Annotated in this window: 15 protein-coding genes; 13 read left to right on the forward strand and 2 right to left on the reverse strand. The window is 28.7% G+C overall.

The features are described from left to right. The 7 genes from KMP12_RS04815 to KMP12_RS04845 form a co-directional block, all read left to right on the forward strand. A partial coding sequence (locus KMP12_RS04815) for a GH25 family lysozyme (protein ID WP_305798196.1) occupies positions 1–1540 on the forward strand: 1540 nt, incomplete at its 5' end. A 213-nt stretch (positions 1541–1753) separates the two neighbouring features. Further along, positions 1754–2533: an SDR family NAD(P)-dependent oxidoreductase gene (locus KMP12_RS04820; RefSeq protein ID WP_215756612.1), complete on the forward strand. Its 780-nt coding sequence runs from the start codon at positions 1754–1756 to the stop codon at positions 2531–2533. Between the two features lie 138 nt (positions 2534–2671). After that, positions 2672–3517 (forward strand): YitT family protein, encoded by an 846-nt coding sequence (locus KMP12_RS04825; RefSeq protein ID WP_215756613.1) that lies wholly within the window; start codon positions 2672–2674, stop codon positions 3515–3517. A 240-nt stretch (positions 3518–3757) separates the two neighbouring features. Continuing rightward, positions 3758–6364, forward strand: coding sequence for a DNA polymerase I (polA, locus tag KMP12_RS04830; RefSeq protein WP_215756614.1), 2607 nt, complete (start codon positions 3758–3760; stop codon positions 6362–6364). Between the two features lie 206 nt (positions 6365–6570). Further along, positions 6571–7431: an RNase adapter RapZ gene (gene rapZ / locus KMP12_RS04835; protein WP_215756615.1), complete on the forward strand. Its 861-nt coding sequence runs from the start codon at positions 6571–6573 to the stop codon at positions 7429–7431. A 4-nt stretch (positions 7432–7435) separates the two neighbouring features. Further along, positions 7436–8416: a gluconeogenesis factor YvcK family protein gene (locus tag KMP12_RS04840; protein WP_215756616.1), complete on the forward strand. Its 981-nt coding sequence runs from the start codon at positions 7436–7438 to the stop codon at positions 8414–8416. 425 nt (positions 8417–8841) lie between these two features. Next, positions 8842–9207 (forward strand): hypothetical protein, encoded by a 366-nt coding sequence (locus KMP12_RS04845; protein WP_215756617.1) that lies wholly within the window; start codon positions 8842–8844, stop codon positions 9205–9207. Between the two features lie 184 nt (positions 9208–9391). On the opposite strand, the gene serS is transcribed toward KMP12_RS04845, so the two are convergent. Together serS and def are read right to left on the reverse strand one after the other, a co-directional pair. Continuing rightward, positions 9392–10669, reverse strand: a complete 1278-nt coding sequence (gene serS / locus KMP12_RS04850; RefSeq protein WP_215756618.1) for a serine--tRNA ligase — start codon at positions 10667–10669, stop codon at positions 9392–9394. A gap of 299 nt (positions 10670–10968) precedes the next feature. Further along, positions 10969–11523 carry a peptide deformylase gene (def, locus tag KMP12_RS04855; RefSeq protein WP_215756619.1) on the reverse strand — a complete coding sequence of 185 codons (555 nt, stop codon included), beginning with the start codon at positions 11521–11523 and terminating at the stop codon, positions 10969–10971. A gap of 180 nt (positions 11524–11703) precedes the next feature. On the opposite strand from def, the gene KMP12_RS07855 reads away from it, so the two are divergent. The 6 genes from KMP12_RS07855 to KMP12_RS04880 all read left to right on the forward strand — a co-directional run bounded on the left by KMP12_RS07855 (position 11704) and on the right by KMP12_RS04880 (position 16245). Continuing rightward, positions 11704–12015, forward strand: a complete 312-nt coding sequence (locus KMP12_RS07855) for a cupin domain-containing protein (RefSeq protein ID WP_371741355.1) — start codon at positions 11704–11706, stop codon at positions 12013–12015. Then, positions 11996–12196, forward strand: a complete 201-nt coding sequence (locus tag KMP12_RS07860) for a cupin domain-containing protein (RefSeq protein ID WP_371821667.1) — start codon at positions 11996–11998, stop codon at positions 12194–12196. Before KMP12_RS07855 ends, KMP12_RS07860 begins: the two co-directional genes overlap by 20 nt. 108 nt (positions 12197–12304) lie before the next feature. Beyond that, positions 12305–13558, forward strand: coding sequence for a tyrosine--tRNA ligase (gene tyrS, locus KMP12_RS04865; RefSeq protein WP_215756620.1), 1254 nt, complete (start codon positions 12305–12307; stop codon positions 13556–13558). A gap of 10 nt (positions 13559–13568) precedes the next feature. Then, positions 13569–14246, forward strand: a complete 678-nt coding sequence (gene rpiA, locus KMP12_RS04870) for a ribose-5-phosphate isomerase RpiA (protein ID WP_215756621.1) — start codon at positions 13569–13571, stop codon at positions 14244–14246. Positions 14247–14522: 276 nt separating this feature from the next. Continuing rightward, positions 14523–15485 (forward strand): DNA (cytosine-5-)-methyltransferase, encoded by a 963-nt coding sequence (gene dcm / locus KMP12_RS04875; protein ID WP_215756622.1) that lies wholly within the window; start codon positions 14523–14525, stop codon positions 15483–15485. Positions 15486–15489: 4 nt separating this feature from the next. Further along, positions 15490–16245 (forward strand): PDDEXK family nuclease, encoded by a 756-nt coding sequence (locus tag KMP12_RS04880; protein WP_215756623.1) that lies wholly within the window; start codon positions 15490–15492, stop codon positions 16243–16245. Positions 16246–16253 lie beyond the last annotated feature (8 nt).

Here is a 16253-nt window from a genome sequence, read left to right on the forward strand (position 1 = left end):
TGGCAAATGGTACTATTTAGAAGCAGACGGCAGCCTAGCAAAAAACAAGTGGATAGGAGACTACTACCTAGGAGCAAATGGAGCGATGCTAACAAGTAGTTGGACACCAGACGGCTACTATGTAGATGAAAATGGTAAGTGGGTTCCCAACAAAGCCAAACAAACAGGCTGGTATCAAGAAAATGGCAAATGGTACTATTTAGAAGCAGACGGCAACCTAGCAAAAAACAAGTGGATAGGAGACTACTACCTAGGAGCAAATGGAGCGATGCTAACAAGTAGTTGGACACCAGACGGCTACTATGTAGATTACAGTGGTAAGTGGCTAGCAAACAAAACAAAACAAACAGGCTGGCATCAAGAAAATGGCAAATGGTACTATTTAGAAGCAGACGGCAGCCTAGCAAAAAACAAGTGGATAGGAGACTACTACCTAGGAGCAAATGGAGCAATGCTAACAAGTAGTTGGACACCAGACGGCTACTATGTAGACTACAGAGGCAAGTGGCTAGCAAACAAAACAAAACAAACAGGCTGGCATCAAGAAAATGGAAAATGGTATTATTTAGAAGCAGACGGAAGCCTAGCAAAAAGCAAGTGGATAGGAGACTACTACCTAGGAGCAAATGGAGCAATGCTAACAAGTAGTTGGACACCAGACGGCTACTATGTAGATGAAAATGGTAAGTGGCTAGCAAACAAAACAAAACAAACAGGCTGGCATCAAGAAAATGGAAAATGGTATTATTTAGAAGCAGACGGAAGCCTAGCAAAAAACAAGTGGATAGGAGACTACTACCTAGGAGTAAATGGAGCAATGCTAACAAGTAGTTTGCCATCAGACGGCTACCATGTAGACTACATAGACAACAAAGTTAATAAAGAAAATATCAGCTACAAATTTACCCCTAAAAAAATAGCAGATATAAGCGAACATAATCTTGATATAGATTTTTCAAAATTAAAACATGAAGTTGATGGGCTAATAATTCGTGCTGGTTTTGGAACAGTAAGAGAAGATAGAAAATTTAGAGAATATGCCAACGCAGCCTTAAAAGAAGGTATTCCATTTGGATTTTATTGGTACTCTTACGCTCTTAATGAAGAGCAGGCTAAAGCTGAAGCAAATATGTTTCTAAATACAATTAAAAACTATAAGCCAGAATACCCAATATTTGTTGATATGGAGGATGCTGATTATTGGAAAGAAAAACAAGGTTCACATCACCCAGCAAATTCTTGGCAAGGAAGAGAAAATATAATAAAAACTCATATAGATATTTACAAGGAAAATGGTTACTTAGGTGGAGTATACGCCTCTAGAAATTGGTTTAATAGTATGTCAAACGACTTAAATAAGTATAATCGCTGGGTAGCTCACTGGACTCAAGATCCTAACACTTATGTTGCTTCTTCATATGGAATGCATCAATATACTTCAGATGGTTCTGCTGCCGGAGTACCTGGGAGACTAGATTTAAGTATGTCATTTGTAGATTATCCAAAAATAATAAAAAATGGTGGCTTTAATAATTGGTAAAGATAGCTAAAAAGACATTAAGGAAATTAACTAAGTGTCTTTTTGTTTAATTATTAAATTTTATGAACTTAAAAAAGATAATCGAAAGGTTGTCTTTTTTATTTTCAAAAATAAGACTATTAAAAATTTGCAAACAAATAATACAAATATTTTAAGTATATTTTTAATTTAAAATATAGTAAAATTTAATAATAAATTTTTAAGGAGAAGATTATGACAAAAATAGTATTAATAACTGGAGCATCATTAGGTTTAGGGAAAGAGTTTGCTTACAAGTATGCAAAGGAAACTTATAATTTATTATTAGTAGCAAGAAGTGAAAATAAATTATTAGAAATAAAAAATTATTTAGAAAAAAAATATAATATTAGAGTCTTTATTTTAGTAAAAGATTTATCAAAAAATTCAGCGGCAAAAGAAGTTTATGAATATTGTAAAGAAAATAATTTAAGAGTAGAAATCTTAATTAATAATGCAGGTTTTGGAGATTTCGGAGATTTTAAAGATAGTGATTTGGATAAACAAACAAATATGATAGATTTGAATGTTAGAAGTTTGGTTCAAATGACGCATTATTTCCTAAATGAAATGATTGATAAAAATAGTGGAAAAATTTTAAATCTTGCTTCGGTTGCTAGCTTTATGCCAGGGCCAAAAATGAGTGTTTACTATGCAAGTAAAGCCTTTGTTTTAAGTTTTACAGAAGCTTTAGCTGAAGAACTGACCAAATTTAATATAAAAATATCAGCCCTATGTCCAGGACCTACGAAAACTAATTTTGAAAAAAATGCCGATGTGAATTTCAGTGGAGTAAAAATGCAAGAAGCTAGTGAAGTTGTAAATTATGCTTATGATAAATTTATGTCTAGTAAGAAAGTTATAATTTTACCTGGTTTGCAAAATAAAATTTTAGTTACAAGTGTAAAATTTTTACCAAAGTCTTTTTTAAGAAAAGCAGTAAATATTATTCAATCTAATTTTAGGGGAAAGTAAAGGTTTGAAATAAAAAATATAAAATAAAGGATAAAAACTATTATATAACTTTAAAATGTTTAGTAACACCTATTAATTTAAATATATTTACTATTATGTTACTATATAAATATCACAATTTTTGAAAGGAGAATTTAATTGTCAAAATTAAATTATTTGAAAAAATATTTTGTAGTATTAATAGGTTCTATAATTTTTGCGGCGGGACTAGAATTTTTCTTAATACCTAATAATATTTTAGATGGTGGGGTAGTAGGTTTATCTATTATTGCTTATCACTATATAAAAATCCCCTTAGGTATCTTTATATTTATTTTAAACATTCCATTTTTGTATTTAGGCTATAAACAAATAGGTTTACAATTTACACTGGCTTCTATTTTTGGTGTGGTAGCTCTATCTATATCAACAAGCTTATTCCACCCTTACCCCCCTTTGGTAACAAATCCATTTTTAGCTTGTGTTTTTGGAGGGATAATACTGGGTATTGGCGTTGGCTTAGTTATTCGTAGCGGTGGAACATTAGACGGCAGTGAGATGTTTTCTATTTTTATTACAAGAAAATTACCAATTTCTGTTGGAGAGATGGTTTTAGTTATTAATGTAGGGATATTTATTATTTCTGGTTTTATTTTTGGTTGGGAAGCAGCCCTTTATTCAATGATAAGTTATTTCATAGCTTCAAAAGTTATGGATACGGTTATTGAAGGATTAAACGATTCTAAATCAGTTATGATTATTTCTAAAGACTATGACGCTATTAGTAAGGCCATACAGAAACAATTAGGTAGGGGTGTTACATTACTTATAGCAGAGGGTGGTTATAGTGGTGATAAGACTAAAGTTGTTTTTTGTGTTATCACTCGTATAGAAGAATCAATTTTAAAAGAAATAGTTACAAGTATAGATAAAAATGCCTTTCTTTCTATGGGGAATATTGCAGAAGTTAGTGGAGCTAACTTTAAAAAACGAGATATACATTAAGACCTGATAATTTTATCAGGTTTTTTATTTTTATAAAAAATATTTTTCAGTTAAGAAAATTTATAATATTTATAATTAATTTTTTATTTTAAAATCTTATTTTGAAAATTTTATGTCAGGAAATTTTTATTTATTATAGAAATTAAAATTTTATAAGTTACTAGTTCAACTTATATTTTATGAAGCGAGTAGTTTTTGTGTTATAATGTTAATGATTATAGAGAAAATTGAGGATTATTTATGTCAAAAATTATGTTATTAGATGGTAATAGTTTAACTTATCGTGCCTTTCACGCCATGCCACTTTTAAAAAATAAAAAGGCTTTATATACAAACGCTGTTTACGGATTTGCTTTAATGCTAGAAAAGTTATTGGCAGATGTTAAACCTGATTTTGCTTTGGTTGCATTTGATAAGGGCAAGGCTACCTTCCGTCATCAAACTTATTCAGATTACAAGGGAACACGAGATAAAACTCCTAGCGAACTAGTAGAGCAATTTGACTATGTTCGAGAACTTTTGGATAGTTACGGAATAAAATATGAAGAAGATGCTGAATATGAGGCGGACGATATTATAGGAACTTATGCAAAAAAATCGCAAGCCTTGGGTCATGATGTAATAGTAGTGTCAGGAGATAAGGATTTAACACAATTAGCAAGTGACAAGATTACAATTTATTATACTAAGCGAGGGGTTACAGAACTTGATTATTACACACCCGCCTTTATTAATAAAAAATACGGGCTAAGCCCTTTGCAAATAATAGATATGAAAGGCTTAATGGGGGACAAGTCGGATAATATACCAGGAATTGAAGGTATCGGAGAAAAAACTGCAATTAAATTATTGTCTGAATACGGTAGCCTAGAAGAAGTCTTAAATAATATTGATAAGATAAATGGGAAAAAATTAAAAGAGAGATTAGAAAATGGCAAGGATAGTGCCATTCTTAGTAAAAAATTGGCAACCATTTATACACAGGTACCTATAAAGCGTGAAATTTCAGACTTAACTTTTACGGAAGATATTGATAAAAAAACAAATTTATATAAAAAATTAGAGTTCAGCTCCTTTCTAAAAAAATTAGAAAAGCCTCCAGCAAAAAAAGAAGAAGTAAACTTAAAAATTATTTATTCTGACGCTAAGACAGACTTAAATTTAAAAAATTCAGCTATTCACTTAGAATGCTATACAGATGACTACCATAATAGCGATGTTTTATCCCTTGCTGTTTACTCAGATAATAGTATCTACCTATTTGCTAAAGAAGATTTTTTTACTAATAAAAATGTAGTTTCTTATCTATCTTCAGAAGAAAGCAAAAATATTTTTGATTTTAAAAAAGTTGCCTATCACGCAAAATTTTATGGAATAGAAATAAGGGGAACCATATTCGATGCAAGGATAGCTAGCTACTTGGTAGATGTAACCCTTGCTGGCAAATTAGATAAGATAGTAAATCACTATTTAGGAAAAATTTTAGAAAGTGATGAAGAAATTTATGGCAAGGGGGTAAAACGTTCAGTCCCTCCAAAAGAAATTTTTGAAAATTACTTAGCCAAGATAGTTAGATATAATTTTGAATTAAAACCTGTATTGGAAAATTTACTAAATGAGCAAAATATGCTTTCTCTTTATCATGATATAGAAATACCAACATCTAAAGTTTTAGCTGATATGGAATTTGAAGGAATACATGTCAATAAAAAAGAGTTGGAGCTTATAAGTTATGATTTGGATAAGCGAACAGAAGATTTAGAATATTCTATTTATGCCCTAGCAGGTAGTGAATTTAATATTTCTTCGCCAAAACAATTAGGTATGGTTCTTTTTGAAAATTTAGGTTTGCCAGCTGTGAAAAAAACGAAAACAGGTTATTCGACTTCTATTGAAGTCCTTGAATTTTTAGAAAATAAACACCCAATTGTTCCACTTATTATGGAGTATCGAACAATTACTAAATTAAATTCTACCTATGCCAAAGGGTTGATTAAGGATATAAGTAGAGAGGGTAAAATTCATACTATCTATGAACAAACGCTGGCTCAAACTGGACGCTTATCATCTATCAATCCAAACTTGCAAAATATTCCAATCAGAATAGAAGATGGGAAAAAAATTCGTCGTGCCTTTGTACCATCTAGTGCTGATAATCTTATTTTAGCCATAGACTACTCGCAAATAGAATTAAGAGTTTTAGCCCATATAGCAAATGACAAAGTTATGATAGAAGCCTTTAATAATGATGAAGATATACATACAAAAACAGCAAGTCAAGTGAATAATGTAGCACTGGAAGAAGTTACAGAAAATATGCGTCGTGAAGCTAAGGCTGTAAACTTTGGAATAGTTTATGGTATTTCAGATTTTGGTCTGTCTAATAATTTAGGGATTAGTAGAAAAAGAGCCAAAGAATTTATAGAAAAATATTTAGAAACATTTTCTGGTGTTAAAAACTACATGGACGAGATAGTGCAATTTGCAAAAGAGAATAATTACGTAGAAACTTTATTTTCTCGTCGTAGGTATTTACCAGAAATAAACAATAAAAATAAAATGATAGTAAACTTAAATAGCCGTATTGCCATGAATACACCAATACAAGGAAGTGCAGCAGACATTATAAAAATTGCTATGGTAAAAGTTGCTAACTATTTAAAAGAAAGCAAGCTAAGAGCAAAATTATTATTGCAAGTTCATGACGAATTAATATTCGATGTGCATAAAGATGACAGGGAAGAATTAGAAAAAATAGTTAAAGAATTAATGGAATCTTCAGCTAATATGCAGGTTAAATTAAAAGCAGATGCTTCTTACGGCAACAACTGGTATGAAGCAAAATAATTATTTTAATATTTAGTGCGGATAAAAATCTATGCTAAATATTTTTTAATTTTAAAAAATTTATTTTAAGAATTTTATTTTAAAATATTTCAATTTAAAATACAGATTATAAGCTAGAAAACTAGCTAGACTTTTTTTATATTTGTAAATAGTGTATAATTAAGTAAAATATATTTTTGTAAATTATAATTTAAGAGGAAAATAAAATGAAAAAAGATTTAGTTATTATTACTGGTTTGAGTGGTGCTGGTAAAAATTCAGCTTTAGACGTTTTTGAAGATTTTGGATATTTTTGTGTTGACAATATGCCCTCACTACTTGTTGATGCATTTTTAAAATTGTTGATAGAAAAAGATATAACAAAGGCTGCTATTAGTATAGATATAAGAAGTAAAAAATTCTCATTAGAACTTGGAACAATGTTGCAAAATATTTTAAAAGATGATAATTTTAATATAAAAATTATTTATATTGATTGTAGTGATGAAGTTTTAGTTAATAGGTACAAGGAAACTAGAAAAAATCACCCACTTTCTAAAAAAAGTAACTTGTTAGATGGTATCAGGGCAGAACGTGAACTGATGAAAAATATCAGAGTCAATGCAAATTATATTTATGACACGAGCAAGCTAAAAGTTAAAGATTTAATAGAAAAAATTTCTCAAGATTTTAGTATCAAAAAACTTGATAGGTATCATGTAACAGTTTCTAGTTTTGGTTATAAATATGGTATTCCTATTGATGCTGATAATATTATTGATGTAAGATTCTTAAGAAATCCATTTTATATAGATGAGTTAAAAGAAAAAACTGGTTTGGAAGAAGATGTTTATAATTATGTTATGGCAGATGATACAAGTCAAGAATTTTATGATAATTTGAAAAAATTAATTTTATTTATGATTGAAAAATATCAGTATGAAGGTAGAGATAAGATAGCCATAGCTGTTGGTTGTACGGGAGGTAAGCACCGTTCTGTAAGTATAGCTAGAAAATTGTTTGAAGATATTAAAAAAGAAGGATACACAACTTATATTTCACATAGAGATATAAATATGAGCAGGTAATATTATGAATAATGAGATAAAAGTAGTAACTATTGGAGGAGGTACAGGCTTATCTGTTCTTTTGCGAGGACTTAAAAATTATCCATTAGATATAACAGCTTTAGTAACTGTTGCAGATGATGGTGGAAGTTCTGGTAAAATAAGAAGTGATATGAATATTCCCTCACCGGGGGATATAAGAAATGTAATAGCTGCACTTTCTGATGTAGAACCACACTTGGAAAAAATGTTTCAGTATCGTTTTGATATTGGAGAGATTAGTGGACACCCAGTCGGTAATTTGATGATTGCTGCCATGGCAGATATTCATGGAGATTTTTCGACAGCTGTAAAAATTATGAGCAAAATTTTTAATGTCAAGGGTACAGTTTTACCAACAACTAACGATATAGCAACATTAAATGCAGTTATGAAAGATAATACTATTGTAAGAGGAGAATCAACAATAACTGAATATGGTGGCGTGATAGATAGGGTATATATAACTCCAAAAACTGTTAAGACAACTGATTATGTCTTAAAAGCTATTGAAGAAGCTGATTATATTATAATGGGTCCAGGTAGTTTGTACACATCTATCATACCCAACTTGGTTATTGGAAATATAGCAGAAAAAATAAAAAACAGTAAGGCTAGAAAAATTTATGTTGCTAATGTTATGACGCAAAATGGAGAAACTGATAATTACAAGGTGTCCGACCACATAAAAGCAATAAATAAACACATAGGAGAAAATATTTTTGATTTGGTAATAGCAAATTCAAAAGATATAGAAGAAAATGTTTTGAAATTTTATAAGCTCTCGAAACAAGACAAGGTTATATTAGATTATGAAGAAGTAAAAAATTTAGGAATAGAAATAAGTTCTGATGAAGATGTAATAAAAATAGAAAAAAACATTGTTCGCCACAATACTGAAAAAGTTTCAGAATTAATTTATGAATATATACTTGATAATCAAGAATCAATTGTTTATAAAGGATAAAAAAGGATTATTTAAGAATAAAATAATAAATAATCTAAGCCGAGAAAATTTTTCTCGGCGTTTTATTATATATACTGTAAAATTATTATTTATTATATTTTCTAATAATCATTAAAAAAATTTCTATTGAAGAATGTTTAAATCTCCAATAAAAAATTATTGTTTTGTTAGTTGGGTAATATATAAGTTTGTTGAAAATTCTTAACTTCTTTATTTTAGAAAATACAGAAGTTAATTTATAAAAAACACCATAAAAAGAAAGTAATAATTAGAAAAAATATTTTTATATGTTATAATAAATAGAGGTAAAGGATATAAGTAAGTTTAATAATTGAATAAAGGTAATTTGTATGGTAGGCAATGTATAATATTACGGTTTATGGTGTAAATACTTCTTATAAAACTTTTAAAGGGAGATGTTTACTATGAAAAATAAAATTATTTTATACAATACAGGCATACTAGGATTTTTATTTACTGTAACTTCACTTCTTGTAGTTACAGAAATCAGGCAAAAATTTAATATTGAATATCCTTTTATATTTTTTACAAGTCAAATTTTTATATTGACTATTCTTATATTTTATAGCATATACACTTTATTTCAATGGAATAGTATAAGCGAGAAACATTCCATACTATTTTTATTACAATCGTTTATATCATATTTATTAATGTATGTTATCGCATATAGTGGATATAAGTATTCTTTTATATTAATTTTTATAGTAGGAATAATTGATATTTATTATACTAGAAAGAGATACAGCTTGATTAAATATAAAAGATAATCAAAAAATTTAGGAATAGAAATTAATTCTGATGAAGATGTAATAAAAATAGAAAAAATATTGTTCGCCACAATACTGAAAAAGTATCAGAATTAATTTATGAATATATACTTGATAATCAAGAATCAGTTGTTTATAAAGGATAAAAAAGGATTGGAATTTTCCAATCCTTTTTGCTATAAAATTATTTTGTAATTTTTTCCATATTTCTCATATAGGCTCTTAAAACTTCTGGTATTGTAATTGAGCCATCTTCATTTTGATAATTTTCAATTATGGCAGCCGCTGTTCTACCAACAGCAAGTCCAGAACCGTTCAATGTATGAGCAAATTCAATTTTTCCTGTATCTTTTCTACGGAAGCGGATATTAGCACGTCTTGCTTGGAAATCTGTACAGTTTGAACAAGAACTTATTTCTTTATATGCGTTATAGCTTGGTAACCAAACTTCTAAATCATATGTTTTAGCACTGCAAAAACCAGTATCTCCTGTACAAAGTGTAATTACACGGTAGGGTAGTTGTAATTTTTTCAAAATATTTTCTGCGTGAGAAGTCATAATTTCTAACTGCTCGTATGATTCTTCTGGTTTTGCAAAGCGAACCATTTCTACCTTGTCAAATTGGTGCATGCGGATAAGTCCACGAGTATCACGACCTGCACTTCCTGCTTCTGAACGGAAGCAAATACTAAATCCAGTAAGTCCTTTTGGTAAATAATCTTCTTCTAGGATTTCGTTGCTGTGATAATTTGTTAGTGGAACTTCTGCTGTTGGGATAAGAGTTAAGCCTTCTGATTCTATCGTATAAACATCTTCCAAAAATTTAGGGAATTGTCCCGTTCCGAATAGAGAATTTTTATTTACAAGTTGAGGAACCATCATTTCTTGGTAGCCGTGTTCTAAAACGTGAGTATCAATCATAAAATTTATCAAGGCACGTTCCAATAAAGCACCGGCATTTTTATAGAATAAAAATCTACTTCCACTTACTTTTGCAGCACGTTCAAAATCAACTATGTCTAAGTCCTCTACTAAATCCCAGTGAGCCTTTGGTTCAAAACCAAAATTTCTAATTTCTCCAATACGTCTAACTTCAATATTTTCACTTTCATCTTCGCCGCTAGGTGTTTCATCAGAAACTAGGTTAGGTATGCGACATACAATGTCATGTAATTTTTCGTCTATTTCTCTTATTTCAACATCAAGATTAGTTATTTCATCAGAAACTTTTTTCATCTCTTTAATAACTTCACTTGCATCTTCTTTTTTACGTTTTAAAATTGCTATTTCTTCACTTGTTTTATTTCTAAGTGCTTTTAAATCTTCAACTTTAACAAGTAACTCACGTCGTTTTTTATCTAGTTCTAAAATTTTATCAACTACTTCTGTATTGTCGCCACGTTTAGCAATTTTTTCTCTAACCAAGTCTGGTTGTACTCTTATTAATTTAATGTCTAACATAAAATATCCTCCTAATTTTAATATAAAAAATCCCCTGTCTTAAAATAAGACAAGGGACGATGAGTATTTCGTGGTTCCACCCAAATTCAGCCATACAGGCTCTCTTCTTTTTAAATAAAAGCTAACTTATTTGACCCTATGCAAATAGGAAATAGTAGAATTTTAAAAATAAAATTAAGTACTCGCAGCAAATGTACTCTCTCTGAAATTTTATTACTTTAAAATATGTCTATATCAAATTTTTATATTTAATTTTCTAATATTTTACTCTTATTTTATTTTTTTGTCAAGAAATTTTATTAAAGTTTTTCGTATTCTTCTGGCACGTCAAAAGGATTAGTTTTATTTATGTGGTCGTAGAATAGAACACCGTTTAAATGGTCAATCTCATGTTGGAAGCAAATAGCTGCTAAACCTGTTAAGTTTAAAGTAACTTTTTCGTCATTTTCAGTATAGCCAATAACTTTTATTTTTGAATATCTAGGAACATAACCCTTGATTTCTTTATCAACAGATAAACAACCTTCTCCTCCCTCAAGATAGCATTTGGCAGAAGAATGAGAAATTATTTTTGGATTGTAAAGGGCATATGAAATTGTATTTTTTTCATCTTCCTCATCTGGTATGTGAACTGCTATCATTCTTTTTGCAACATTTATTTGTGGAGCTGCTAGACCAATTCCTGGTTTTAGATTGTATTTTTTGCATAATTCATCATCTTGAGAAGCTATTACATATTCCAATAAACTTTTTAAAATTTTTTTATCTTCAAGAGATATGGGTGATTTTACTTCTTCGCAACGAGTACGCAAAGTATCGTGGGGGTCAATTATAATATTTTTTGCTGTAATCAATTTTTTATCCTTTCAAAATTTTATTTTCTATTTCATTTTAATACATAATCAAATATTCTTCAATAAATAAATTAAAGAAGATTTTAAGAAGAAATTAAGAAAAAATTTTATTTTTTCTATTTTAATTTATTAAAAGATATTTATGGTAAAATTATTTATATAAATTTTAGGAGAAAAATTATGAAAGATTATAAATATTATGTAGAAAAATTGAAATTAGAAAAACATTCAGAGGGAGGCTACTTTAAAGAAACTTATATTTCAGAAGAAAAAATTAAATTAGCAGACGGAAGAGATAGAAATTTAATGTCCAATATTTTATTTTTACTAACAGCCAGTAATCCATCGCATTTTCACAGATTAAAATCTGATGAATTATGCTTTTATCACGGTGGCAAGTCTTTAACTATTCACATGATTTTTCCTAACGGCAGATATGAAGAAATTTTTAGGTTTAGGAGAAAATCAAGTCTTGCAATATACAGTTCCTAAAGGTGTAATTTTTGCATCCAGTGTAAAAAGTAAAAATCCTGATGACTTTGCCATAGTTGCTTGTGTTGTTACGCCTGCTTTTACTTATGAAGATTTTGAATTGTTTACTCAAGCTGAATTAATAAAAGATTATCCAGAACACACAGAAATAATAAAAAAACTTTCTTATAAGTCTTTATAAAAAAATTTTTTAGAAAATTATATTAAATAAAAACTTTTATTTAAACTAGTTATTGACTATAATATTATGCTATAATAAATTGTAAATTAAATTAAAGGAGTTGGATATATGTCTAAATTATTAAAAGATTTAAAATACAGAGATTTGGTTTATCAACAAACTGATGAAAATGGAATAAGAGAATTATTAGAACGAGAAAGTGTATCTATCTATTGTGGGACTGATCCAACTGGTGATTCTTTGCACGTAGGACACCTATTACCATTTTTAACTTTAAAAAGATTTGCAGAGTATGGACACAAGCCCGTTGTTTTAGTTGGTGGTGGAACAGGAGTTATTGGCGACCCTTCTGGTCGTAGTGAAGAAAGACAATTACAAACTTTGGATATAATTGAAGCTAATGCAAAAAAATTAGAAGGACAGTTACGCAATATTTTTCGTAACAATAAAAATATAGAATTTGTTAATAATCATGATTGGTTGAGCAAGTTATCAATGCTAGAATTTTTAAGAGATTATGGAAAATTAGTAAATATAAATTATATGCTTGCCAAAGATTCTGTATCATCTAGGCTAGAAAATGGTTTGTCATTTACAGAATTTTCTTATAGTCTACTACAAGGAATTGATTTTGCTTATCTGAATAAAAATCATAATGTTAAAATGCAACTTGGTGGTTCTGACCAGTGGGGAAATATAGTAACTGGTTTAGAAATTATGCGTAAATTAAATGGAGATACAGAAGCCTACGGCTTTACAATTCCTTTGATGTTAAAATCTGACGGAACAAAATTTGGAAAATCAACAGGAGGTGCAGTCTGGTTAGACCCAGAAAAAACTACGCCTTATGAATTTTATCAATTCTGGTTCAACACTGCTGATGCTGACGTAATTGCTAGTTTAAAAAAATTCACATTTTTAGAAAAAGAAGTAATAGAAGAATTAGCTAGAAGTGTAGAAACAGAACCTCATCTTAGAAAGGCTCAGATAAAATTAGCAGAAGAAATGGTGAAAATAGTTCATGGTGATGAAGCACTTGAAAGTGCAAAACACGTAACAGAAGCACTTTTCTCTGGCAATATTAAAGACTTATCACCTTCTGAATTTTTACAAGCTGTAAAAGCAATGCCAAAAGAAATATTAGAAAAAGAAGAAGATAATATAGTAGATTTCTTGGTAAAATCAAAATTAGTTACTTCAAAACGTCAGGCTCGTGAAGATATAACAAACGGTGCAATCTACATCAACGGTGAAAAAATTACTGATTTAGATTATACAATTTCTGATAAAGACGTGTTAGAAAAATCTTATCTAGTATTAAGACGTGGTAAGAAAAAATATTTATTGATTGAATATAAATAAGGAGAAAATTATGAATTTAAAAGAACAGGTAGGGTATAAAGCATTAGATTTTGTAAAAGATGGTATGGTAGTAGGTTTAGGAACTGGCTCAACCGTATATTATTTTATTCATGCCATAGCAGAAAAAGTAAAAGAAGGCTTAAATGTAGAACTAGTTTCTACTTCTGTTCAAAGTATAGAATTGGCAAAATCATTAGGTCTTAATGTAAAAGAACTAGAAGAAGTTGAACACATCGATTTAACAGTAGACGGTGTTGACGAAATCGACAAAAATTTTAATGCCATAAAAGGTGGTGGTGCAGCCCTATTTAGAGAAAAAATAGTTGCCGACTTAAGCGAACACGTGGTTTGGATTTATGACGAGAGTAAAGACGTTGAAGAACTTGGTGCTTTTAATTTACCAGTTGAAATTTTACCATTTGCTTATACACACACTATCAACAAGATGAAAAAACAAGGTTTAAATCCTGTCTTACGCTATAAAAATGAAGAAATATTAATAACAGATAACAAGAATTATATAGTTGATTTACATCTGGATTTAGGATTTGATATAGAAATAGTTAAAGAAAAATTAGCTAATATTGTTGGTGTTGTTGAGCATGGATTATTCTTAAATATGTGTAAACACTGTATCAAGGGAACTCCTGCTGGGGCAATAGTAATAGAAAATCCAAGAAAAAAATAAAAAATTATCTTTAAAATAGTAAATTTTTAAAAATTTACTGTTTTTTGTTTATTTTATATAGCCTAATAATTTTATCAAAATATTTTATTTGCAAATTTTTATGTGAATTAAATAATTTAAAAAATTAATTTAAGAAAAATATTTAATAGAAAAAGCAAATTTAACAACAAATTGCATATAATATTGGAAAGAGTGAGTAGGTATCATTTAGATATGTAAAGTACTTTAGTGTAATTTATAACAAGTAATTAGTTTAAAAAATAGAAAGGTAATGATATGTTAAAATTTTTTGATTTTTGTTCAGGAATTGGTGGTGGAAGGATAGGGTTAGAAAACAATGGATTAGAATGTGTTGGTCATTGTGAAATAGATGAAAAAACTGCAGAAACTTATCGAATTTTTTTTGAAGATAATAGAAATTATGGAGATTTAACTAATTTGGACTTTGATAAATTACCTGATTTTGAATTTATGATTGCAGGATTCCCCTGCCAAACATTTTCAATTGTGGGGAAAAGAGCAGGATTTGATGACGAAAGAGGACAAATAATATATTCTTTAATAGAAATTATGAAACATAAAAATGTTAAATATTTCATTTTAGAGAATGTTAAAGGATTAGTAAATCACGATAAAGGAAATACTTTTAATACAATAAAAAAAGAACTTGAAAATATAGGATATAATATTTATTACAAAGTTATAGACAGTCTTGATTTTGGAGTTCCTCAAATGAGAGAGAGAATATATATTGTAGGATTTAAAAAAAGGTATGATAATGGCATGTTTGAATTTCCTATAGAAAATTTATCAAATAAAAATTTTGATTGGTTTTTAGATGAAGATAATAACCTGGAGTTAGATATTTTAGATAAGACATTTCAAAAATATTTATCAAATAAATATAATTGTAATAAATTCACAAATAAAGAAGTTATAAGTTGGGAAAATTTTGTTATTGATTGGCGACAATCAGACTTACGTAAATATGATAAAACTTTTCCTACATTACGAACGGGAAGGCACGGATTACTTTATATAAAAAATGGTAAAATAAAAAAATTAAGTGGATATGAAGCATTATTACTTCAAGGATTTCCTAAAAATATTGCAGAAAAAGTTAAAAAAAATAAATTAAATAACAATAAAGTGTTATCTCAAGCAGGGAATGCAATGACGGTAAATGTTATAGAAGCAATTACTAAAGAAATGATTAAAAATATTAAAGTTGAGGTATAAAAAGATGGTGGAAATTGATAAAGTTAAATTAGGATCAAAAACTGCAAAAGATGGATTTAGAAATGAACAACATATAGCAGACAAATTTAATGATTGGCAAAATAACGACGAAGCTAAAGAATGGCTAACAATTATGGGTTATTCTTTGGAAAGAATTGAATATGTAAAGGCGATTGTTATAAGTGGATATAAAGCAGATTTGAATGTAAAAGTTCAAGTTAAACTGAGAGATGCACTTGATATTGAAAATATACAAGTAAAACTTGTAAGCAATAAGAAAGGATTTAATCAAATTGATAAAAGGTGGTTAAAAAGTTATAACGAATTATGGAATATTCCTTTGGATGTGTATACAATTTTAGAATATTTTACTGGTGAACTAAAACCTTATAGAGATGATATTAGAGATGATAGAAGAATGTTTATGGATGAATTAACCTACGAAGAAAGAGAATTATTGTTAGATTGGTTAAATAATAATAAATTGCTAATAATATCTGATATTTTAAAGGGACGAGGAGAATTTTCTGCTGAATGGGTTTTAGTAGCACAAAAATTACAAGAAGATGCCAGATGGGTTTTGAAAAATATAAATGAAGTTATTAATCATTATTTTGCAGATGGTAAAGTTAAAATTAGCCCTAGAGGTTCAATAAAACTTGGTAAAGTTACACTTCAGAGAAAAGGTGGAGATAATGGAAGACCAACTGCAAATATGTTGCAATTTAAAATTGATCCTACAGAACTTTTTGATATATAAAAAATTTT

The organism is Gemella sp. zg-1178, from assembly GCF_018790995.1.
Taxonomy (GTDB): domain Bacteria; phylum Bacillota; class Bacilli; order Staphylococcales; family Gemellaceae; genus Gemelliphila.